Origin of the sequence: Streptomyces sp. NBC_00513 (assembly GCF_041431415.1) — a bacterium.
Taxonomy (GTDB): domain Bacteria; phylum Actinomycetota; class Actinomycetes; order Streptomycetales; family Streptomycetaceae; genus Streptomyces.
The window spans coordinates 7,438,129-7,459,265 of the sequence record NZ_CP107845.1; the positions used below are offsets into that span (position 1 = coordinate 7,438,129).

Consider the following 21,137-nt stretch of genomic DNA (forward strand, 5'->3'; position numbering starts at 1 on the left):
CCGCGAGGCGCCCGGCGGCGCGGCCCGGAACCGGTCCGACGAGGAAGGCCCGAGCGGCTCCGACCACGCCCCGATCGTCACGGCCGGGGCGTCGACACGGGGCGCCGCGCGGGCTCCGCGGGGCCGCCCACCGGCGAGCCGGGGCGGCTGTGGGCCGGGATGCCCCGGTCGAAGTCGACGGACGTGAAGCGCCCGCGCAACGCGCGGTCGAGGACCACGAGCGACGCCGCCTCGGCCAGCCCGTGCGGGACCGGGACGGGCTCTCCCGGCCTCGGCGGCAGCCGCCGGGGCGCCTCCAGCCTCAGGAGCAGCCGCTCCAACCGTCGGTGGTGCCGCGCGAAGACCCGCGCCGGCGCCCACCGACCGCGGGCCTCCTGGCCCGCGAGCGCGTCCGCGGCGGACACCGCCAGCATCACGACATGGAGTTCCCGACCGTGCCGCGCCGCCGACCGTGCCAGCCGGCGGCGGATCCAGGGCCGGCTGCCACAGTCGTGGACCAGCAGCGGCCTTCCCGTGCCGAGGGCCTCGTGCAGTCTGCGCACGTACTCGATCCGGGCCCACGGTCGGTACACCACGTAGGGCAGGCCGACCGGGACCCTGGCCCGGCAGGCTTCGCGGACGTCACGGGGATCGACCGTGAGCGTGCCGGGGGACCAGCTGCGCAACAGGGTGCTCTTGCCACTGCCCGGCAGACCCGATATGACCACCACCGCACCCGGGGGATAGGACAGACGGTCCGCCCCCACGTCACGGCCCCGCAGGTCCACAAGACCGCGCGGCCGCAGTGCCGCCGGATCCGCCTGTTCCATGCCGCTCATGTGGGCCCGCCCCTCGCTCCGTACATCGCCCCCGTCGGCCCGCGGGCCGACCGGGGACAGGGACACTGCCCACGACGTCGCACGGTCGCCTTCGTTCGACGGAGTCGTGGAAGAACGTCAGGACGGGGATTCACCGGCAGACGCTACCCCGGTGCGGAATCGGACCCGTCGGGGGGATCGACAAGCGTGAACGCCCCTCGGGCCGTTCCGTCATGACGGAACGGCCCGAGGGGGATCCGCGGCCGGCCGGGACCACGAGGCGCCGGCCGATGGCATGTGTCAGGCGTCGCCTTCGTGCGTGGCCGCGCCGACGAGTTCCTCCAGGAGGTCTTCCATGGTGACGAAGCCGAGGACCTCGCCCTCGTCACCGGTGACGGCGGCCAGGTGGGTTCCGGCATCCCGCATGGCGGTCATCGTGTCGTCCATCGGGGTGCCGAGGGAGACCTTGACGATCGGGTGCAGCGCGCCGCGGGGGAACGGTGCCGCGCGGTCTTGGGCCGCGAGGGCGTCCTTGATGTGGAGGTATCCGAGGATCGCCCCGCCCGGGCCGGTGACGGGCAGGCGGGAGTAGCCGTACTCGGCCGCGATGCGCTCCAGCCCGCGGGGGGTGATCTCGTGCCCCACGGTGACCGTGTCGCCGAGCGGGACCATCACCTCGCCGACGGCCCGCTTTCCGAGTCCGAGGGCGTCGCGGAGGCGTTCGCCGTCCTCGGGGTCGATCAGGCCGGCGGCGCTGGAGTCCTTGATCAGTCGGGCGAGCTCGTCGTCGTTGAACACGGAGGCGATCTCGTCCTTCGGCTCGACGTTGAGCAGCCGCAGCAGCGTGTTGGCGAAGGCGTTGATGCCGAAGACGAACGGACGGAGCGCCCGGGTGAGGGCGACGAGCGGCGGACCGAGCAGCAGCGCCGTCGGGGCGGGCGCGGCGAGCGCGATGTTCTTGGGGACCATCTCGCCGATCAGCATGTGCAGGTAGGTCGCCACGGTCAGCGCGATGACGAACGCGATCGGATGGATCAGCCCCTCGGGGATGCCGATCGCCTCGAAGGGGGGCTCCAGCAGGTGCGCGATGGCGGGCTCGGCGACCGCGCCGAGGACCAGCGACGAGACCGTGATGCCGAGTTGGGCGGTGGCCATCATCGCCGAGAGGTGTTCGAGTGCCCACAGGGTGCTCTTCGCCCGCCGGTCGCCCTTGAGCGCCGCCGGTTCGATCTGACTGCGGCGCACCGAGATCAGGGCGAACTCGGCCCCGACGAAGAAGGCGTTGGTGACGAGGGTGAACGCGCCGATCAACAGCTGGATCGCGGTCATCGGCTCTGCTCCCGGTCGACGACGGATTCGGCGGGCGCGACGATCGAGACCCGGTCCGCCCGGTGGTGGTCTATGTCGAGGACGGACAGCTCCCAGCCGTCCAACCTCACGTTGTCCCCCTCGACGGGGATGCGCTCCAAGACGGAGGCGATGAGGCCGGCGACCGTCTCGTAGGGGCCCTCCGGGACGTCGAAGCCGATCTCCTCCAGCTCGTCGACACGGATGCCGCCGTCGACCTCCCAGGTGCGTCGGCCGTCCTCGTCCGGTCCCTCGATGAGGGCGGGGACCTCGACGGGGTCGTGCTCGTCGCGAACCTCCCCGACGACCTCCTCGACGATGTCCTCGACCGTCGCGACGCCCGCGGTGCCACCGTACTCGTCGATGATCACGGCCATGGTGCGGGCCTTGCGCAGCCGTCCCAGGAGCGTGTCGACCGGCAGGGAGTGCGGCACGAGCAACGCGGAGGTCATCAGGTCGGTGACCTGGGTCCTGCCCCGCTCGTCCTCGTCCAACGCCAGTACGTCACGGATGTGGAGCGTGCCGATGACCTCGTCCAGCGTGTCGCGGTAGACGGGGAACCGGGAGATGCCGGTGGCCAGGGTGAGGTGCGCGGCGTCGGTGGCCGTCGCGCGCGCTTCCAGTGCCCGGACGTCCACCCTCGGGGTCATCACGTTCTCCGCGGTCAACTCGGCCAGGTGCAGGGTCTTGACGAACAGCTCGGCCGAGTCGGCCTCGATGGCGCCCGCCCGGGCGGAGTGCTGGACCAGTGCGACCAGTTCCTCCGGGGTACGGGCGGAGGCCAGCTCCTCGGCGGGCTCCAGGCCGAAGCGCCGCACGAGCCGGTTCGCGGCGTTGTTCAGGTGCCGGATGAGCGGGGCGAACGCCGCGGTGAAGGCGCGCTGGGGTCCGGCGACGACCTTCGCGACGGCGAGCGGCCGGGCGATGGCCCAGTTCTTCGGTACGAGTTCGCCGACCACCATCAGCACCACCGTCGACAGGGCCACGCCCAGCAGGGTCGCGGTGGTCGACACGGCGCCGGCGGGCAGGCCGGCCGCTTCGAGCGGTCCCCGCAGCAGCGCGGACACGGCCGGCTCGGCCAGCATGCCGATGACCAGCGAGGTCACCGTGATGCCCAGCTGGGCGCCGGAGAGCTGGAAGGTGAGGCGCTTGGCGGCCTTCAACGCGCTTTCGGCGCCGCGCTCGCCCGCCGCGGCGGCGCGGTCGAGCTCACTGCGCTCGACGGTGGTCAAAGAGAACTCGGCGGCGACGAACACCGCGCACGCCAGCGTCAGCGCGAAAGCCAGGAGCAACAGCAGGACCTGGGTCACCGTGCCACCCCCGCTCCCGGGCTGAGAATCCGCGGGCAGGACGTGGCACGGCTCGGACTGGGAGGTTCACCCATCGCGGGTCTGCTGCTCCTTCTTCTTCATCGGGCTTCAGGCGGTCGTCATCGGGTTCATGCGGCGGGACCGCTCGCGGTCATCCGCGAGCGAGTCCATCCGGCGGGGCAATACCCCGCCACAATCGTAAAGGATCGGCAAAGGGGTCGCTTCGGGTGGTCGGCCCTGCCGGGGAACCCTCCGTATGGGGCCCCCGCGCGCTCCCGCGCCCTCATGTTTCTACGGCTTTGTTGAAAACGCGAGGGGTGATCGGCAGATCATGCCTCGACGTGCCCGGGAGAGGTGGGCTGCTCCTTGCGGTGCGAGGAGGTCACGCGGAACAGCCGCGGCTGGATGTCGGTCGCGAGAGCGGACGCCGCCTTCATGTGGGCGCGGGCCTCGGGGTCGGCCAACACCGCGTGATAGTGCTCCTCGGACTCCCACTGGGCGTAGTTGATCACGCGCTGCCCGTCCTGGCTGGCGTGGAAGGTGGCGCTGACGAAGCCCGGCTGGTGCTTCATCGTCTCCTCGGTGGCGCGCGCCAACAGGTCGGTCAGCTCCTGCTGGTGCTCGGGGGCGACCGTGAAGACGTTGATCAGCGTCGTCACGGGGCGGGTCGAGTCGATGTTCGCGGTAACGGTCATGAGCCCTATCTTCCGTGCCGTCGGCCGTTGTTGCCTCCCACCGCGCCGGCGTCACCCGCCGCCCGCGGCCAGCCGCGCCGCCGCGCTCTCCAGCAGCATCTCCAGCGCCACCGGATACGCGCTGTCCGCCATCCGCGCCGCAAGCAGCCCCGCCGTGGCCGCGATGTGCGGGTAGCGCTCCGCGGGCAGGGCCGCGTACGTGGTCTCCCACATGGCCTCGTCCGCCGAGCGGTCCTCCTCGGCCAGCGCCAGGGCCCCGGCGTCCAGCGCGGAGAAGGCCAGGCTCTGGTCGATGAACGCGTGATAGATCCGCACGGCCGCCGGATCCTCGAAACCGGCCGTCCGCAGCACTCCCAGCACGGCCTCGTCCGCGGCGATCTCCCGGGGCCGCCCGCTCACCCGGCTCGCCGTCAGCACCGCCGCCTGCGGATGCGCCAGATACGCGCGGTGGATCCGCAGCCCCAGCTCGCGCAGGTCGGCCCGCCAGCCCCCACCCGCGGCCCAGCCGTCCAACGCCCGGCCGATCAGCTCCTCGCCGATCGCCCGGGTCAGCTCGTCCATGCCCGTGAAGTACCGGTACAAGGTGCTGGGATCGGCGCCGAGCGCGGCCCCCAACCTGCGCGCGCTCAGCCCCGCGCCGCCGTGCTCGCGCAGCATCCGCAGCGCCGTCTCGACGATCAGCCGTTCCGACAGCACCGTTCCCGTGCGCGTGGGACGCCGTCGCCTCCGCGCCTCCTCGGGCACCACCCGCTTCGCCATGATCGCCCCTCCACCCGCTTCTCCACCCGCTCGAACCCTTAAGCCAACACCATTGACGTTAACTCGGCGGCGCGGGTTTGATCCACCCGAGGGAAGGCCTTTCAGGCCCGCCCCGTTCAACCCGCTCCCACCCGCACGAAGGGTCTGACCATGCGCGTCCTCCTGATGGGTGCCGGCGGCGTCGGCACCGCGATCTCCCGGATCGCCGCCCGCCGCACGTTCCTCACCCACGTCACCGTCGCCGACTACGACCTCTCCCGCGCAGAGGCGGCCGTCACCGCGCTCGGCCCGGCCGAGACCCGGTTCGACGCCGTCCGAGCCGATGCCTCCGACGAGGCCGCCGTGACCGCCCTGCTCTCCTCCGGCGGCTACGACGTCCTGCTCAACGCCACCGATCCGCGGTTCGTGATGCCCCTGTTCCGGGCGGCCCTCGGCGCCGGCACGCACTACCTGGACATGGCCATGTCCCTGTCGTACCCGGACCCGGACCGTCCCTACGAGCGGTGCGGCGTACGGCTCGGTGACGCCCAGTTCGCGCTGGCCGACGCGTGGCGCGCGGCGGACCGCCTCGCCCTGGTCGGCATGGGCGTCGAACCCGGCCTGTCGGACGTCTTCGCCCGCCACGCCGCGGACGAGCTCTTCGACGAGATCGAGGAACTCGGGGTCCGCGACGGCGCGAACCTCACCGTCGACGGATACGAGTTCGCCCCCTCCTTCAACATCTGGACCACCATCGAGGAATGCCTCAACCCGCCCGTGGTGTACGAGGAGGGCCGCGGCTGGTTCACCACCGAGCCGTTCAGCGAGCCCGAGGTCTTCGACTTCCCCGAGGGCATCGGCCCCGTCGAGTGCGTCAACGTCGAGCACGAGGAGGTGCTGCTGATGCCCCGATGGCTCCAGGCCCGGCGGGTCACCTTCAAGTACGGCCTGGGCGAGGACTTCATCGGCAAGCTCAAGACCCTCCACGCGCTCGGCCTGGACAGCACCGAACCGGTGACCGTGCCCGGCCCGGACGGCCCGGTCCGCGTCTCCCCCCGGGACGTCGTCGCCGCCTGCCTGCCCGACCCGGCGACCCTCGGGGACCGCATGTCCGGCAAGACCTGCGCCGGCACCTGGGTGAAGGGCACCAAGGACGGCGTCCCGCGCGAGGTGTACCTGTACCACGTCGTCGACAACGAGTGGTCCATGAGCGAGTACGGTTCCCAGGCCGTGGTCTGGCAGACCGCCGTCAACCCCGTCGTGGCCCTGGAGCTCCTGGCCACGGGCGCCTGGAAGGGCTCCGGCGTCCTGGGCCCCGAGGCCCTGCCCGCCCGTCCCTTCCTGGACCTGCTCACCGTCTATGGATCCCCGTGGGGCATGCGCGAGCGGTGACGGGTCCGAGCGCCACCGCGCCGACCCTCCGCCAAGCACCACCCGCCACACCCCTCCGCATGGGGGCACCGGCCCAGGGCACAGGACGTCCAAAGCCGTTGTCCGACAAGAGGGTTGGGGGAGACGCGTGAGAGCGTTGAACAAGTGGTTGGCCACACACCTGTGGGCTCAGGCGTTGTTCATGGTCGCGATCGGTGCGGGGGTGATTCTGCTCCTCAGCCCCGGGCAGTCCCCGACGGAGGCCGTCGTGCGTGCCGCGGTGGGCGCCGTCGGGGCGCTGGGCGTCCTGTTCCTGGCCCGGCGCCGCGAGCGCCGGGCGGCGGGTGGCGTCTCCAACGAGGAGTACGCGTCACTGGACGACCGTCTGCGCCACGGCCAGGTCCCGGAATCGGCCGACGAACGGGCCACCATGGGGCGCCTGGTACAGGAGAGGCTGCGGGCGACTCGACACCGTCGTGCGGCGCTGGTGTTCCTGGCCCTGATGTTCACGGCCATCGTGGTGCTGGTGGGATTCACGGCCGGTGGCCTCCAGACCGTGGTCTTCGCCCTCTTCGCGGCGGGCTTCCTGGGGTGGATGACATGGACCGCCGCTCGGCAGCACCGCGTTCTGCGGCGGATGGCGGCCACCCTCGGCGTCCGACCCCGATGACGGGGAGCCACGAGCCCGTCTTCCCCTCGAAGGAAAAAAGACGTGAGTGAGGGGTGTGAGAACGCGTCGCATGGGCAGACGGGCCCTGCAAGTCATCCGTCCAGGGGAGGAACGGTTCCATGTCCCACGCCGCCGCAGTTGTCAGTCCTTCTCTCGATGTGCGGGTCGGGCCGTGTGTCGTGCCGCCTGTGGGGTCGGTGGTGGAGGGGTCGGGTTCGTCGGTGTTGCCGCGGATCGATGACGCGCGTGCGGTGGCGCCTTCGGACGCGCGGGAGTTGTCGCGTCTGTTCCTGGTGCGGTTGCGGTCGTTGGAGGAGGGGACGCGTGAGTACCAGTACGCGCGGAACACGCTGATCGAGATGAACATCTCGTTGGTGAACTTCGCGGCGCGGCGTTTTCGGGGGCGTGCGACCGGTGGTGGTGGGATCGAGTTGGACGACATCGTCCAGGTCGGGACGATCGGTCTGATCAAGGCGATCGACCGGTTCGATCCGGAGCGTGAGGTGGAGTTCTCGACGTTGGCGCTTCCGTTCATCACGGGGGAGATCAAGCGGTTCTTCCGTGACACGACGTGGGCGGTGCATGTTCCGCGCCGGTTGCAGGAGCTGCGGACGGAGCTGGCCAAGAGCCAGGAGGCGCTGACGGAGGTGTTCGGTCGGGCGCCGACGGTCAAGGAGCTGGCCGAGCATCTGGAGTTGTCGCAGGAGCAGGTCGTCGAGGGCATGGTCGCGGCGAACGGTTACACGAGCGGGTCGATCGACGAGTCGACGTCCTCGGGGAGTCGGCCGTCCGCGCAGCCGCGTTCGCTGGCGGACACGGTCGGTGACGTGGATCCGGCGATGGAGTTGTTCGAGGACTTCCACACGCTGGCCCCGTTGCTGAAGGACCTGGCGCCCCGGGATCGGCAGATCCTGGCGATGCGGTTCGGGCAGGAGAAGACCCAGGCCGAGATCGGCGCCGAACTCGGCATCTCCCAGATGCAGGTCTCCCGCCTCCTGACCCGCACCCTCACCCGCCTGCGCACCGGAATGCTCGCCGGCTAGAGAGCCCGCGACCCGCACCCATCCGATCGCGTTCGAGTTCCGAATCACCCCGTGAGGGGCTCTTGGAACCGGCCCCCACCTCCACCGTCGGGGCGCGGCGCGACCCGCGCCCCGACGGCACCCGCCTCGGCCGGCACTCCCGCCCGCGCACCGTTCAGTGCCCGTCGAAGCTCCACGCCTCGATGTCGCGGTAGTGGATCGCTCCCGGGCCGCGCCCGATGTTGCTGCCCACCAGGTGCAGGCGTTCCGTCTGCCAGGGACGGCCGGTGAACCCGGCGAGCTCGGCGGCCACCTTCACGACGCTGGAGGGGTCGTCCCGGCGGGATCGGGCCAGCGTCAGATGAGGCCGCAGCGGCCGTTCCTCGAAGTCCACGCCGCACTCCCGGACCAGGGCGCGCACCTCTGTGGCGAGTCCGTGCAGCCCTTCCAGGTCCCCTTCGATCCCGCTCCACAGCACCCGCTCGTCGAAGTGCCCGCCCCCGCGCATGGCCAGACGCAGGGGGCGCCGCGCAGCGGCCAGCGCGGCGAGCGGCGGCCGCAGCAGCGGCACGGTCGAGACCGGTAGCTCACCGAGGAACGCCAAGGTGATGTGCCAGTCCTCGATGCGGTTCCACCGCATGCGGGGGTACGCCTCGTAGGCGGCCCGCAGTTCCCGCGCCAGCTCGTCCTTCGCCTCGTCGGGCGGGGCGAGCGCCACGAACACGCGGACGGTCGAGCCCTGATTCTGTTCCTTCACGTAGGAATTGGTACCACCGGCCGCCGGGTCGGTCGGGGGCGGGGTCAGTTCCCCGACAGGGTGTCCTGGAGCCAGTCGAAGACGACCTCGCAGTGCAGCTGTGGGGCCATGGGGGAGCAGTGCAGCTGTGCGCCCTCCGCGGCGGTCAGCTTCAGGTAGTCCTTGGGCGAGGTGAGCTTGTCGTACATCTGGCGCGGTTGGCCGGGGTAGAACTGCTCGTCGTCGTAGTCCAGGACCAGGGTCGGTGCCTTGATCCGGCTGACGACCGAGGTGATCGCCAGCGCCTGGATACGGGTCGCGGGGGTGTAGAAGTCGGTGAACAGCTTGCCCTGCCGGCCTTCGAGCATCGCCGGAATCGAGAAGGGCTCGAAGCGCTTCTTCATCACGGCGGCGGCGTCCGGGGGAAGTTCGGGAACGACCTTCTTGTTCCAGATGTCGTTCGTCTCCTCCCTGCCGGGCGTGAGGATCTCCCGGATCTCGGGCGGGAAGCCCAGCCACGGTTCGACGCAGCCCGGCATGGCCACCAGCGCGGCGATCCGGTGCTCGAAGGCCGCCGCCCGCGGAGCGAGGTCCCCCGCCATGCTCAGACCGGTCAGAGCGATCTTCCCGGGGTCCACGTCGGGACGGGCGGACAGCCAGTCGACGAGCGGGGTGACGACCTTCTCCCAGGTGGGGGTGAACACCACCCGGTCGACGAAGAGCAGTTGCCCCTGTCCCGGCCCGTCGTAGACGAGCGCGTTCCAACCGCGTTCGAGCGCGGCCGGTACGCCGTAGGTCCACATGTCGACGTTCTGCCCGTCGCTCCCGTTGGTCAGGATCACGGTGGGACGGGGAGCGTTCGACTCGTCGGGGCGGAAGAACCACACCGGCAGCGGCGTCGTGCCGTACGGTACCGAGGCCTTGACCGGGGCGGGCTCGCACCGGTCGCAGAACGCGTCCCAGGCGCCGCGCCCCGACTTGTACAGCTGCTCCTCCGACCCCGGATCCTTCGAACCGAGGACGAAGAACAGCGCCTGCCCGTAGTACTGGGCGGCGCGCAAGGCCCGGAACCGCTTGGTCTGGTCGTCGGCCGGCGCGCCCGGCGGCGGTTTGAGGAGCTTGTCGCCGAGCTGGCGGAACGTTTCGACGTACGTCTGCGCGGAGAGGCCGGCCCCGTTGATCGCGTTCACGGCGGTGAGGACCTCGCCGACCTCACTGGCCCCGGCCCCGGCGGCACCCAGCGCGAGCAGACCGTTGAAGTTGTACGCCGGGTCCTTGAAGAGCGTCATCGCCCCGGGAGTGGGGTTCGCGGCCGGTCGCGGCGAGGGGGAGCCGCTGACCGTGGCCGCCGGAGCGCCGCGCTCGCCCCCGGGAGCGCAGCCGGCGGCGAGCGCCGCCCCCGCCCCCGCGCCGGCGACGAGGAGGGCGCGGCGAGTGGGACCGGACTCGTGGTGGCGTGGTGCGTGCGTCATACCAGCGGAACGTAGCCCCGACGCGGCGGGACGACATCTCGTCCTGCCTCCGAACGGCCCATGCCTCGCCGACCACGGTGATCCCGCCCGGTAGCGAAGTGGCTGGTCACGGGCGTGTTCTCGCCCTCCGCTCGGATGTCCCCCGGAGGGATGGGGGTGCCGCGCCGGCGGCACGACCACCTGACCGCCTGCTGCTCGGCCCCCGCGCCCCGTCGAGGCGTCGCGGGGCGCGGCCGGGTGGTCGGATCGTACCGATCCGGCCAAGCTGAATGGCCGTCCGGTGAACCGCGTGCGGCCGGCAGCAGGTCAGAAGCCTCAAGACGGCACGTCCCGACCGAGGTAACCGCCTGTCGGCATGCCGCTACGGAGCGCGCACGTACCCCCTGAGCTGCCCGAACGACCATTCGGTCTCCGGTATGCGGACGGTGTGTCCGTAAAGCGGCCATCGATGTGCAACTCCCCTTGGGATCAGACAGGGTTGGCCTCACCGAATCGCGATAGCGCAAACAATTATCGCGCTCAACCTTTGAATCGAAAGTGAGCTTGTCGTGCGTCACCGCATCGCTGCTGTCTCTGCCGCTGCCCTCCTCAGCCTTGCCGGCGTCGCCGGCGTGGCACAGGCACAGCCCGCGAGCCTGTACGCCCCGTCCGCCCTGGTCTTCACCGTCGCCCAGGGGGACGACTCCGCGGCGACCGTCGTCCGGGCGTCCACCCTCAGCTGCGCGCCGAGCGCGCAGGGTACCCACCCCGACCCCAAGGCCGCCTGTACGGCCCTGAAGGCCACCGGCGGCTCCTTGGACCGCCTGCTGGCCGCCCCCGACCACGGCCGCGCGTGTCCGATGAACTACGACCCGGTCACCGTCACCGCGGACGGCGTGTGGCAGGGCAGCCGCGTCGCCTGGAAGCACACCTTCTCCAACGCCTGCGCCATGTCCGCGACCCTGAACGGGAACGCCGTCTTCGCGTTCTGATCCGACCCCGGCGGGCGGGCCTCGGAACAGGAGGCCCCTCGCCGCACCCGGCCCGTGACGCCCGCCGGCTCCCCCGAGGACCCTTCGGACGTCAGATGTGGCCGAGCACGTTGACGACGCGGCCGTTGGGGTCGCGGACCATGAAGCGCCGCACTCCCCATTCCTCGTTCTGCAAGGGGTGGACGATCTCGGCGCCTTCCTCCAGCACGGCCGCGTAGACCGCGTCCACATCGTCCACCTCGACGCTCAGGTCGGGATTGACCGGCGCGGTCTTGTCGGAGCTCATGAAGCTGATCTGCGCCGTCGGACTGGACGGTGAGGCGAGCGTCATGATCCAACCGTGGTTCATCACCTCCTCGAAGCCCAACAGGCCGTAGAACTCGCGACTTTCCCGCGCGGCCTCGGAAACGATGTTCGGCACGACGCGACGTACGGCCATCAACTGCTCCACGGTGAGAGGGAAGGGGTGGTCAGAGATCCGGAACGACCTCGGGCGGCGAGGCATCCGACAGGGCGGCCGGTCGGCCGAGACGGGAGCCGAGGCGCGACCGCATCTCGGCTGCCGCGCCGCGGACGTCCGCGTCCTGCCGGTCGTCGTCGAGGAAGCCGAGGAGGACGATCAAGGCCCGGGCCTCGTCCTCGCTGATGAGCTTGAGTCGTTGCCCGGTGACGCCGTCGAGGAGGATGTCGAGTAGTTCGAGAGTGTCGTCCATGCAGGAGACAACGGCGCCCGGACCCGCCGCGTCACCTCTGTCGCCGGACGGGGTGAGGCTCCCTCGTCAACCACGACTCGTGTCGATGACGCAGAAGCGGTTGCCGTCGGGGTCGGCGAGAACGACGAAGTCGGGGTCGGCGGGGTAGAGGTCCCAGTCGACGCGCTCGGCGCCCAGGGACACCAGCCGGTCCACCTCGGCGGCCTGATCGGCCGCGTCCGCGGCGTACAGGTCCAGGTGGGTCCTCGGATGTTCCCGCACCGGCGTCCGGCTCAGTCCGAGGGCCAGATGGACCCCGGCCCCGGTCGCCGGCGCCAGCACGGCCCAGTCCTCCTCCACCTCGTCGCGCGGCACGTAGGCCAGGGCCCGCGTCCAGAACGCGACCGCACGCCGTACGTCCGAAACACCCAACACGACCGATCCGATGTTCAACATCCGCCGATTATCGCGCTGTCGGCTCCCTGGCGCTCCAGGGATATCGCATCGGGGTGTCTCGCCGCGCGGCGAGCGTCACGCACGGGCGCGGCGAGCGTCACGCACGCAGAGGAGCCTCCCACCCCGAAGGGTGGGAGGCTCCTCTGCGTGCCGGTGGGCACCCCGCCTGAACGGCCCCTCGCGCGGCGCGTGGTGCGCGCCGACGAACGAGGTGAAGTCACGGAGGGGGATGGGTAAGCCGGGGCCTCGTGGGCACTCGCGCAGGCGTCGGAGGCCCCGGCCGACGGGGGGAGCGGTGCGTCAGCTGCCGGCCGACAGGTTGCCGGACAGGACCGGGATGTTGTCCAGGATGTGCGAGAGCGGCTCGTCGCCCTTGGCCTGGGTGGAGTTCTCGGTGCACTGCTGGTTCTGCGGGTTGGACAGGACGTTGACGTCCTGGACACCGACGTTGGCGAGCAGGGCGATCAGCGACTGGGCGTTGACCTTGGCCGGCAGGCCGATGCAGGGCTTGTTCAGGGTGCCCTGGACGAGGCTGAGCTGCGGGCTCTGGTCGCCGGCGGTCTTCTGGTTGCCGTAGATCTGCGAGGCGCCGTTGCCGTTGACGGTGTTGACGCCGTTGTCGTTGCCGATGGCCATGGCCGGGGCGGCCACTGCGGCGCCCGCGCCGAGGATGGAGGCGGTGGCGGCGGCGGTGGCCATCATCTTCTTAATCATCATTGATCTCTCTGGTGCACGAGTGGACGGTGACAAGTGCCTTGATCAACGCGTGGACCCCGCACAGGTTTCGCCGGTTCTCCCGGTTCACCCGTTCAGCCGCAGATCGGTTCCGTCGACACCATGGCCGACCACTCACCTGCCCGACCGGTGTGCCGAGTTCCCGTCACGGCCCTCGCCAGAGGTTGGCGAACGCCGAGTTCTCGATGGTCCGCCTCTGACGTACGGCTTCCAGTTCCATGACCGCGTCATTGACGACGGCCAGTACGGTCGTCACCGCGTCGTCGCCGAGGTTCGGCTCGTCGTCGGACTGCTCGCTCTCGATACCCACGGCCGAGGCGAGGGTGACGAGGACCGGTTCGGCGGCCTCCCAGCGGCTCAGGGACCGGCGCCTGGAAGGCGAATCGACCAGTTCCAGGCGATCGGCGCCGAAGGGCGACAAACCCCCTCGCCGGGGGACCAGTTGACCGTCCTTCTCCAAGGCCGCCTGATAACTCCCGGAGAGGTCACCGCCCCTGCGCCACAGCCACTCCTCGACCCGCTCGTAGGGCACCTGGCGGACGAGGGACTCCGCTGCCTCGCCGAGGAGGCGGTCATCCGGTGAAGGGTCCCGCTCCGGCACGATCCGGTCGCCGTCCAGGGTGACGGCCCCGGCGCCGATGAGGTCGATCAGCTCGGCTCCCGCGAGCGCGAGCGACAGGTCTCCCTGCCCCACGGGCCGGCTCACCTGCCGCTCCATGGCCAGGAAGAACAGGTCTTTCGCCGTTGTCATGAACGGCTCCCCTCGAAGTCTCGGCGGTGAGTCGCCACCACCCGGCCGGCCCGATGCGCGGAGGCTTGAACGAACTCCCGCGCGTGGAGTTCCAGTATGGCCCTCGCCGCGTCCCGCCGGGGTGGGGACGGTGCGGGACGCGACGGCGGGCCCGAGGCGGATCCGCCCCAGGACGACTCCCTCGCGCGCGAAGTCACTGACCAGGAGCACGCGTTCGTGGGCTTCGGGGGCGCGAGCGCCGAAGAGCCGGGCGGGGTCAGTCACCCCGGAACGCCCCGCCGGCGGCCACGCCCGCGAGTGGCCGGGGTGAGGAGAAGGGCGGTGTGTCCGGGCGGCACGTCGTTCCGGGCGGCGGGAGGGTGCCGTCGACGAAGTACCGGCTCTCGTAGGAGTTGACGCAACTGCTGGAGTTGTTGAACAGCGCGGTGTGCCCGTACCCGTCGTGGGTCAGCAGGCGGGCATGGGCCAGCTCCTTGGCCATGGCCTGGGCGTCCGAGTACGGCGTGGAGGGGTCGTAGGTGGTGCCGACCACCAGCACGGGGTGCGCCGTGGGCCTGTCCCACGGGCCGCGGTAGCGGTTCGCGGAGCGGGCCGGCCAGGTGGCACACGGTTCCGCCGCCCAGGTCCAGTACCGTCCGGCGTCGCCCGCGCGGCCGGCGCTGCCCTCCTCAAGGGAGTGGTAGACGGCGGGGTCGCGCGGATTGGGGCTGTCGCCGCACCACACGGCGGCCGCCTGCTCGTCGCCCAGGTACGGATTCGGCTGCGCGACCGGGGGCGGGGGCGGGTACACGGGCTGCCCGGGCACGCGGCCCCGCCACAGCTCCTGGAGCCGACCGGCGAGATCCGTCCACCCCGGGTGGACGATGTAGAGGCCGTTCACCACGTCCGCGATCGTCCTGGAGTACGTCCACTCGCCGACCGGACGCTCCCGGAGGCGCTTCGTGAGTCCGTCGAACTTCTCGCGGGTCGCTTTCGGGCTGCCGGCGGAGAAGGCGCAGCGGGCGGTCGTGGTGGAGCCGCAGAGAGCGAGGAAGCGGTCCAGTGTCGCCGCCGCGGTGCGGTCCGAGCCCATGCGCAGCAGCGTCGTGGAACGCGGTTCGCCCTGAGAGGCGTGGTTCGTCCAGGCCTGCGGGTCGATGTTGCTGTCGAGGACCATGGCGCGGACCTTGTCGGGGAACAGGTTGGCGTACGTGGCGCCCAGGAAGGTGCCGTACGAGACCCCGAGGAAGTTGATGTGCTGCTCGCCTGTCGCCCTGCGCAGAAGTTCGAGGTCCTGGGCGGTGTCCGCAGTCGACACGTGGCGCAGCAGTTCGGGATCGCGGCGGCGGCAGCGCTGCCCGAGATCCTCGTACGCGGCGATCCAGGACGCCCGCTCCTTGGCGCCCACCGGGAAGCCGACCGGTTTGCCCGAGGCCCAGGCGGCGGCCTTCTCGGGGCTCTCGAAGCAGTTCACCGCGGTGCTGTTGCCGATGCCGCGGGGATCCCAGCTGACGATGTCGAACCGCTCCCGCAGCTCCTTCGGGAAGGCCCCGTAATTGGCCGGCATCTGCACCGTCCCGGGCCCGCCGGGGCCGCCGGGGTTGAAGAAGAGGGTGCCGACGCGCCGCCCCGGGTCGCTCGCCTTGCGTCGGACCACCGCCAGGTCGATGCCGCGCCCGCGAGGTTCGCGGTGGTTCAGCGGCACCTTGAAACCGGCGCAATCGAAGGGGCTGCCGGGCACACAGGGGTGCCAGTCCAGTCGCCCCTGGCCGGCTGTCGACGCGGACGCGGTTACCGACGGCGACGGCATGCCGTCGGCGGGGGCGAGCGTGGGCCCGAGGAAGAGCGTGGAGCCGATGGCCGTCACGGCCAGCGTCGCCGCGTAGTGCCGGGAGCGGCCTCTCGTGGATCCGGGTACGGACATGCTCCGCCGTTCTCCTTCGCCGTCGGGCGCCCTTCGCGGTCGATGCCGTGCACACCGCGGTACGCGTTCCTGCGCACAACGACACTGTGATCCGGCGCCGCGCGCGAGCCGACCGCACCCGAACGAGGGGCCGGCCCGTAGCCTCGTCGGGCCCCGAGCGGGCCGATCGGGGCAGTGGGCGGGGCCCGGACGCCCCCCGATTGCGGCGCCCGCCGTGCGGCGGGACGCTGGAAGTGCCCGCTGTCAGGAGATCGCCATGAACGGCACGACGCTGGAGGCGATGCGGACCGCGCTGCGCGGCCCGGTCATCGGCCCGCAAGACCCGGAGTACAACGAGACCCGCAAGCTCTACAACGCGATGATCGACCGACGGCCGGCCGCCTTCGTGCGGTGCGCGGACGCGGCGGACGTGAAGGCCGCGATCGGCCTGGTCCGCGACAGTGGCCTCGACATCGCCGTACGCGCAGGCGGCCACAGCGGTCCCGGCCTGTGCCTGCTCGACGGCGGGGTCACGCTCGACCTGTCGCCGATGCGCTGGGTCCGGGTGGACCCGGCGGCGAGGACCGCCATCGTGGGCGGGGGCACCCAACTCGGCGACCTCGACCACGCCGCCCATGGCTTCGGCCTGGCCACGCCCGCCGGAATCATGTCGACGACGGGAGTCGGCGGTCTGACGCTGGGCGGCGGCCACGGCCACCTGACCCGCAGGTTCGGCCTGACCATCGACAACCTGCTCTCCGCCGACGTGGTGCTCGCCGACGGCACCTTCGTCACGGCGAGCGCCTCGGAGCACCCGGACCTCTTCTGGGCATTGAGGGGCGGCGGAGGGAACTTCGGCGTGGTGACCTCCTTCACCTTCCGACTGCACCCGGTCGACACGGTGGGCGTGTCCATCACGCTCTGGCCTGTCGACGCCACGCGCGAAGTGCTGCGCTGGTACCGCGAGTTCCTGCCGGCGGCGCCCGTGGAGCTGAACGGGTTCTTCGCCGCGCTGGCGGTGCCGCCGGGCCCGCCGTTCCCCGAGGAGATCCACGGGCACAAGATGTGCGCCGTCGTCTGGTGCTGGACCGGTGATCCCGAGGACCTCGGCGACGTCCTGGCCCGCGTGAGTGAACCGGGTCCGCCCGCCTTCCACTTCACGACCCCGATGCCGTACCCGGTCCTGCAGACCATGTTCGACCAACTGATCCCCAAGGGCCTGCAGTGGTACTGGCGCGGGCACTTCTTCGACCAGATCACCGACGGGTCGCTGGACGTCCACCTCAAGTACGCCGAGAACCTCCCGACCGGCCTGTCGACCATGCACCTCTACCCGATCGACGGGGCCGCCGCACGGGTCGGCAAGGACGAGACGGCATGGGCCTACCGTGACGCGGTCTGGTCGGGCGTGATCGGCGGCATCGACCCGGACCCCGCGAACGCGGAGCTGATCAGGCAGTGGGCCGTGGACTACTGGGAGGAACTGCGCCCGCACTCGATGGGCGGCACGTACGTGAACTTCATCGGCGCGGGGGAGGACCAGGACCGGGTGCGCGCCACGTACCGCGACCACTACGACAAGCTGGCGGAGATCAAGAGGACGTACGACCCGGACAACTTCTTCCACGCCAACCAGAACATCGCTCCCGCCGGCGCGAGCGGGGCCCCTTGACGGTGCGGGGTTCAGCCTTGGTCCTGCCCGTCGCTGACATCCGTTCGGGGTGGGGGCGGACGGCTACGGTTGGCGCATGGATCAGGGGGCGGTTGGAGCGGGTAGGCCGGTTGCGCGGCAGGACCAGGTGTCGCCGGGGGTCTTGGTCGCTGCGGTACCACGGTTCAAGCTCGACGAAGCCGTTGAGGTGTGCGGGGTGGCTGAGCGCGGTGGTGGGAAGCTTCCTCCCCATGTCACCGCGTACTTGACGATGGCCCTCTGCCTGTTCGCCGAGGACGGGGCCGAGGAGGTCGCGCAGAAGGTCACCGGTTCGCTGTCGGAGCTCGGTGTCTGGGACGCGGCATGGGAGCCACCGACGTCCTCGGGGATCACCCAGGCGCGCGAGCGGCTTGGTCGTGATGTGCTGCGTGAGACGTTCTACCGGGTCGCCGAGCCGGTGGCTGTCGGCGAGACGCGGGGCGCCTGGCTTCGGCAGTGGCGGCTGATGGGCATCGAAGGCTTCGACCTCGATGTGCCCGACTCACCGCAGAACGCCGCCGAGTTCGGCTATGCGGGCAACGACCGCTCTCGCTCGGCGTTCCCCAGGGCCCGGGTCGTGGCCGTGGTCGAGTGCGGGTCCCACGCGTTCATGGACGCCGAGGTCGGCCCATGGGCCCGCAGCGAGAAGAAGATGGCCGCATCCCTGCTGATCTCGATTTCCAGCGACTGGCTCCTGCTGGCCGATCGCGGGTTCTACAGCTTCGCCACGTTCAGTGCCGCCACGCGGACGGGGGCTGCGGTGTGCTGGCGGGCACCGACGCGGTTGTCGCTGCCGATCCTGGAAGTCCTGTCCGACGGCACGTACCTCTCGGCGCTGGTCGACCCCGCGATTCGCGGTCGGGAGCGTGAGGAACTGCTGGACGAGGCAAGGTCCGGGGCGAAGCCGGACCCCGCCGCGGCCCATGTGGTGCGGGTGGTGGAGTACGACGTACCCGACCGCGAGGGGCAGGAACTGATCTGCCTGATCACGAACATCACCGACCCCGATGCCTTGACGGCCGCCGAACTCGCGGGCGCCTACCAGCGAAGATGGGAGGAGGAGGACGAAAAGGGGCAGCTCAAGAGCGTCCTACCCGGGCCGGGGAAGGTATTGCGGTCCACGAGTCCGGATCTGGTCCACCAGGAGGTCTGGGCCCACCTTCTGGTCCACTACGCAATCAGCTCCCTGATCTGCCAGGCCGCGACGGGCGCCGACAGCGACCCGGACCGGATCAGCTTGCTCAGAGCCGTCAATATCGTCCGCCGCACCGCCACCGGGACGGCGGCCATTCCCTCCTGAGCGATGGGACACCGTGGCAGCCGAGATGCTCGCCACGCTCGCAGCGCGCCGAACCGCAAGACGCCGGCACCTGCCGTATTCGCTCGTTCCTTTGGAGCGCGGCAAGACATCGCCGGTATCCAAGGGCGGGCTCGCTGAAAGGTGGGTGGGCTTCGGGAGCGCGATTGGCGATATGCGGAACGGCGGAATGCGGGACGCCCCGGAGGTGACGGCCGGCCGTCATGGATTCAGCCGCAAGGCCATGGCTTGTCAAGTAAGTCAAGGCTTACTTTCAGGGAACTTTGATCATATGGTGTGGCTCGAATCGAAGGAGTCCCCTGTTGTCGAATACGAATGATCCCGCTGTGCGTTCGGTTGAATCGGAGCGGGATTATGTGTCCTCCCTGTATGGGTTGCTCACCGAGCGGCTTTCCGAGGCGCGAGTGCACCGAGCGAGTGTGCTGAAGGCTCCGGCGGAAAGCGCCCGTGAGGTATATGAGAGGGAAATCGCCGCCGAGCGTCTGGCCAAGGAAATCGGCCGGCTGGAGGGCGCCGAAAAGGGGCTGGTATTCGGGCGCATCGACTCGACGGATGGCACGGCCCTGCGCATCGGGCGGATCGGACTGCATACGGAGGAGGATGACCTGCCTCTGCTCGTGGATTGGCGCGCGAACGCGGCGCGGCCCTTCTACGAGGCGACACCGGTCCACCCGATGGGCCTGCGGAGGCGCCGGCACCTGCGCCTAGAGGAGCGCACGGTCATCTCGGTGAGCGACGAATTGCTGGACGGGAGCGCCCCGACCGGCGAGGACGTCGTGGGGGACGGCCCGTTGACCGAGGCTCTGTCGGCACGGCGTACGGGCAGGATGCACGCGGCCGTCGCGACACTGCAGGCCGAGCAGGACGAGATCGTTCGCTCCGCCCACCGCGGGGTGACCGTGGTGCAGGGCGGGCCCGGCTCCGGCAAGACGGTGGTCGCCCTGCACCGGGCGGCCTATGTCCTGTACGCGTTCCCGCGCGCCGCGCAGGAAGGTGTCCTGGTGGTGGGCCCGAACGCCCGGTTCATCGACTACATCTCCCAGGTCCTTCCCTCGCTCGGAGAGAACGACGTCATTCTGGCGACCTGCCGGGAACTGGCCGGAGTGTCCACGGACACGGTGGACCCGTTCGACACGGCGCGTCTCAAGGGCGGTTGCGACCTCGCGGACGCCTTGGCCGGTTTGTTGCGCGTCCACCAAGCCCCTGCCGGTGACTTCACCGTGCGGGTCGGACAGGAGCCGGTTCGCCTGTCCGGCGAGGAAGTCGCCACGGCACGCGACGCCGCAGTGGCGGCCGCACCGGGGCACAACCCCGCGCGTCAGGTGTTCAGGGAGCTCTTGGTCGACGCCGTCACCGACGCGATGCGACGAGACGTGGGCGACGTCCTGGAGCAGATCGACGCCGATTCCGAAAGGATGACGGGCATCAACCTGGACCGGTTCACGGGAGCGGCACAGCGCCGTGTCGAAGGTGCGGCCGACTCGGGTCCGGTCCACGAGCTGGACGTGGACGCCATCCGAGCCGATCTCCTCGACGACGCCGGCGTCGAGCGAGCGGTCGAGGCGTTGTGGCCGCGGCTGGTACCCGGTGACCTCGTCAAGGCGCTTCTGACGAACGCCGGCGTTCTCGCCGAGCGCCTGCCCGGCCTGACCGCGCAGGAACGGTCCCTTCTGCTGCGTGGTCCGCACGATCCGTGGACCGATGCCGATGTGCCGTTGCTGGACGAGGCGGCGAGCCTGGTCGACGGCCCCCCAGAGCGGACGTACGGGCACGTCGTCGTCGACGAGGCGCAGGAGCTGACCGCCATGCAGTGGCGGATGATCGTCCGTCGCTGCCCGGCACGGGCGATGACGCTGGTGGGAGACTTCGCCCAGGCGGGCCCGGTCGCCACGGCACGCGACTGGAAGGAAGCGCTGAGCCCCCACGTCGGACCGCGGTTCAAACTGCACAACCTGACCGTCAGCTATCGCACCACGCAGGAGATCCTGGAGAGCGTCCGGGATCTGCTCACGCGGATCGCTCCGGACCAGAAGCCCACACGGTCGCTGCGAAGCGGTGAGAGCCCTCGCACCGTGACCACATCTCCGGACGGGTCGGTCACCGCCGTCCTCCAGGAACTCCGCGCCCAGAGCACCGCGCACCCGGGCGAGCTTCTGGGACTGATCTGCGCGGACACCAGGGTGGGCGAGTTGACGGCCCGGGGCATCGCTCACCACGCACGCGTCGTGCCGGCGTCCGAAGCGCGCGGCCTGGAATTCGACGGGGTCGTCGTCATGAACCCCGAGGAAATCATCTCGGCCCGCCCCGGTGGGGAAAGGGACTTGTACGTAGCCCTGACCCGGGCCACCAAGCGCCTCTGCACCATCACCGTCCAGCCCGCGTGACGGCTCGGCGCCCGCGTGACGGCTCGGCGCCCGCGTCGTCGCCGCGGGCGCCACCCGGCGCGGCACGGAGGCCGGCCCGCGCACACGGGGCTGCTCCCCG

The 21,137-nt window shown here is 70.7% G+C and carries 21 protein-coding genes; 8 read left to right on the forward strand and 13 right to left on the reverse strand.

The window, feature by feature from the left end; all coding sequences use genetic code 11:
• Positions 1-77 precede the first annotated feature (77 nt).
• From OHA84_RS33515 to OHA84_RS33535, 5 genes are all read right to left on the reverse strand, one after another.
• The gene (locus tag OHA84_RS33515) at positions 78-818 is read right to left on the reverse strand and encodes an AAA family ATPase (RefSeq protein WP_266968163.1); all 741 of its coding nucleotides are present in this window, start codon (positions 816-818) and stop codon (positions 78-80) included.
• A 279-nt stretch (positions 819-1,097) separates the two neighbouring features.
• Complete coding sequence (locus tag OHA84_RS33520) at positions 1,098-2,126, reverse strand: hemolysin family protein (RefSeq protein ID WP_266968162.1); 1,029 nt, start codon at positions 2,124-2,126, stop codon at positions 1,098-1,100.
• Positions 2,123-3,454 carry a hemolysin family protein gene (locus OHA84_RS33525; RefSeq protein ID WP_266968160.1) on the reverse strand — a complete coding sequence of 444 codons (1,332 nt, stop codon included), beginning with the start codon at positions 3,452-3,454 and terminating at the stop codon, positions 2,123-2,125. Before OHA84_RS33525 ends, OHA84_RS33520 begins: the two co-directional genes overlap by 4 nt.
• Before the next feature lie 329 nt (positions 3,455-3,783).
• Complete coding sequence (locus OHA84_RS33530; protein ID WP_266968158.1) at positions 3,784-4,149, reverse strand: antibiotic biosynthesis monooxygenase; 366 nt, start codon at positions 4,147-4,149, stop codon at positions 3,784-3,786.
• Between the two features lie 51 nt (positions 4,150-4,200).
• Positions 4,201-4,908: a TetR/AcrR family transcriptional regulator gene (locus tag OHA84_RS33535; protein WP_266968156.1), complete on the reverse strand. Its 708-nt coding sequence runs from the start codon at positions 4,906-4,908 to the stop codon at positions 4,201-4,203.
• 150 nt (positions 4,909-5,058) lie between these two features.
• On the opposite strand from OHA84_RS33535, the gene OHA84_RS33540 reads away from it, so the two are divergent.
• The 3 genes from OHA84_RS33540 (at position 5,059) to OHA84_RS33550 (ending at position 7,971) form a co-directional block, all read left to right on the forward strand.
• Positions 5,059-6,279 carry a saccharopine dehydrogenase family protein gene (locus OHA84_RS33540; protein WP_266968154.1) on the forward strand — a complete coding sequence of 407 codons (1,221 nt, stop codon included), beginning with the start codon at positions 5,059-5,061 and terminating at the stop codon, positions 6,277-6,279.
• Positions 6,280-6,406: 127 nt separating this feature from the next.
• Positions 6,407-6,928, forward strand: a complete 522-nt coding sequence (locus OHA84_RS33545) for a hypothetical protein (protein ID WP_266968152.1) — start codon at positions 6,407-6,409, stop codon at positions 6,926-6,928.
• Between the two features lie 119 nt (positions 6,929-7,047).
• On the forward strand, positions 7,048-7,971 hold the full coding sequence (locus OHA84_RS33550; protein ID WP_266952630.1) for a SigB/SigF/SigG family RNA polymerase sigma factor: 924 nt from the start codon (positions 7,048-7,050) through the stop codon (positions 7,969-7,971).
• Between the two features lie 154 nt (positions 7,972-8,125).
• On the opposite strand, the gene thpR is transcribed toward OHA84_RS33550, so the two are convergent.
• Together thpR and OHA84_RS33560 are read right to left on the reverse strand one after the other, a co-directional pair.
• Positions 8,126-8,707, reverse strand: a complete 582-nt coding sequence (gene thpR / locus OHA84_RS33555) for an RNA 2',3'-cyclic phosphodiesterase (protein WP_266968150.1) — start codon at positions 8,705-8,707, stop codon at positions 8,126-8,128.
• Positions 8,708-8,751: 44 nt separating this feature from the next.
• Complete coding sequence (locus tag OHA84_RS33560) at positions 8,752-10,158, reverse strand: S9 family peptidase (protein ID WP_266968148.1); 1,407 nt, start codon at positions 10,156-10,158, stop codon at positions 8,752-8,754.
• Positions 10,159-10,769: 611 nt separating this feature from the next.
• Here OHA84_RS33560 and OHA84_RS33565 point away from each other — a divergent pair.
• Complete coding sequence (locus OHA84_RS33565; RefSeq protein ID WP_266968146.1) at positions 10,770-11,129, forward strand: subtilase-type protease inhibitor; 360 nt, start codon at positions 10,770-10,772, stop codon at positions 11,127-11,129.
• A gap of 91 nt (positions 11,130-11,220) precedes the next feature.
• On the opposite strand, the gene OHA84_RS33570 is transcribed toward OHA84_RS33565, so the two are convergent.
• The 6 genes from OHA84_RS33570 to OHA84_RS33595 all read right to left on the reverse strand — a co-directional run bounded on the left by OHA84_RS33570 (position 11,221) and on the right by OHA84_RS33595 (position 15,666).
• Positions 11,221-11,568, reverse strand: coding sequence for a VOC family protein (locus OHA84_RS33570; protein WP_266968145.1), 348 nt, complete (start codon positions 11,566-11,568; stop codon positions 11,221-11,223).
• 31 nt (positions 11,569-11,599) lie between these two features.
• A complete protein-coding gene (locus tag OHA84_RS33575; protein WP_266968144.1) occupies positions 11,600-11,842 on the reverse strand; it encodes a hypothetical protein in 243 nt (80 codons plus the stop codon).
• Positions 11,843-11,908: 66 nt separating this feature from the next.
• Complete coding sequence (locus tag OHA84_RS33580) at positions 11,909-12,277, reverse strand: VOC family protein (protein ID WP_266968143.1); 369 nt, start codon at positions 12,275-12,277, stop codon at positions 11,909-11,911.
• Positions 12,278-12,577: 300 nt separating this feature from the next.
• The gene (locus OHA84_RS33585; RefSeq protein WP_266973847.1) at positions 12,578-12,991 is read right to left on the reverse strand and encodes a rodlin; all 414 of its coding nucleotides are present in this window, start codon (positions 12,989-12,991) and stop codon (positions 12,578-12,580) included.
• A gap of 166 nt (positions 12,992-13,157) precedes the next feature.
• Positions 13,158-13,763: a GPP34 family phosphoprotein gene (locus OHA84_RS33590; RefSeq protein ID WP_266968141.1), complete on the reverse strand. Its 606-nt coding sequence runs from the start codon at positions 13,761-13,763 to the stop codon at positions 13,158-13,160.
• Positions 13,764-14,019: 256 nt separating this feature from the next.
• Entirely contained in the window at positions 14,020-15,666 is a 1,647-nt protein-coding gene (locus tag OHA84_RS33595; protein WP_266968139.1) for an alpha/beta hydrolase, read from the reverse strand.
• 256 nt (positions 15,667-15,922) lie between these two features.
• On the opposite strand from OHA84_RS33595, the gene OHA84_RS33600 reads away from it, so the two are divergent.
• The 4 genes from OHA84_RS33600 to OHA84_RS33615 all read left to right on the forward strand — a co-directional run bounded on the left by OHA84_RS33600 (position 15,923) and on the right by OHA84_RS33615 (position 21,037).
• Positions 15,923-17,317, forward strand: coding sequence for an FAD-binding oxidoreductase (locus tag OHA84_RS33600; RefSeq protein ID WP_266968137.1), 1,395 nt, complete (start codon positions 15,923-15,925; stop codon positions 17,315-17,317).
• 76 nt (positions 17,318-17,393) lie between these two features.
• Complete coding sequence (locus OHA84_RS33605) at positions 17,394-18,635, forward strand: IS4 family transposase (RefSeq protein WP_266968135.1); 1,242 nt, start codon at positions 17,394-17,396, stop codon at positions 18,633-18,635.
• Between the two features lie 13 nt (positions 18,636-18,648).
• Positions 18,649-18,972 carry a hypothetical protein gene (locus OHA84_RS33610; protein ID WP_266968133.1) on the forward strand — a complete coding sequence of 108 codons (324 nt, stop codon included), beginning with the start codon at positions 18,649-18,651 and terminating at the stop codon, positions 18,970-18,972.
• Positions 18,973-19,009: 37 nt separating this feature from the next.
• Positions 19,010-21,037 carry an AAA family ATPase gene (locus OHA84_RS33615; protein ID WP_266968131.1) on the forward strand — a complete coding sequence of 676 codons (2,028 nt, stop codon included), beginning with the start codon at positions 19,010-19,012 and terminating at the stop codon, positions 21,035-21,037.
• Positions 21,038-21,137 lie beyond the last annotated feature (100 nt).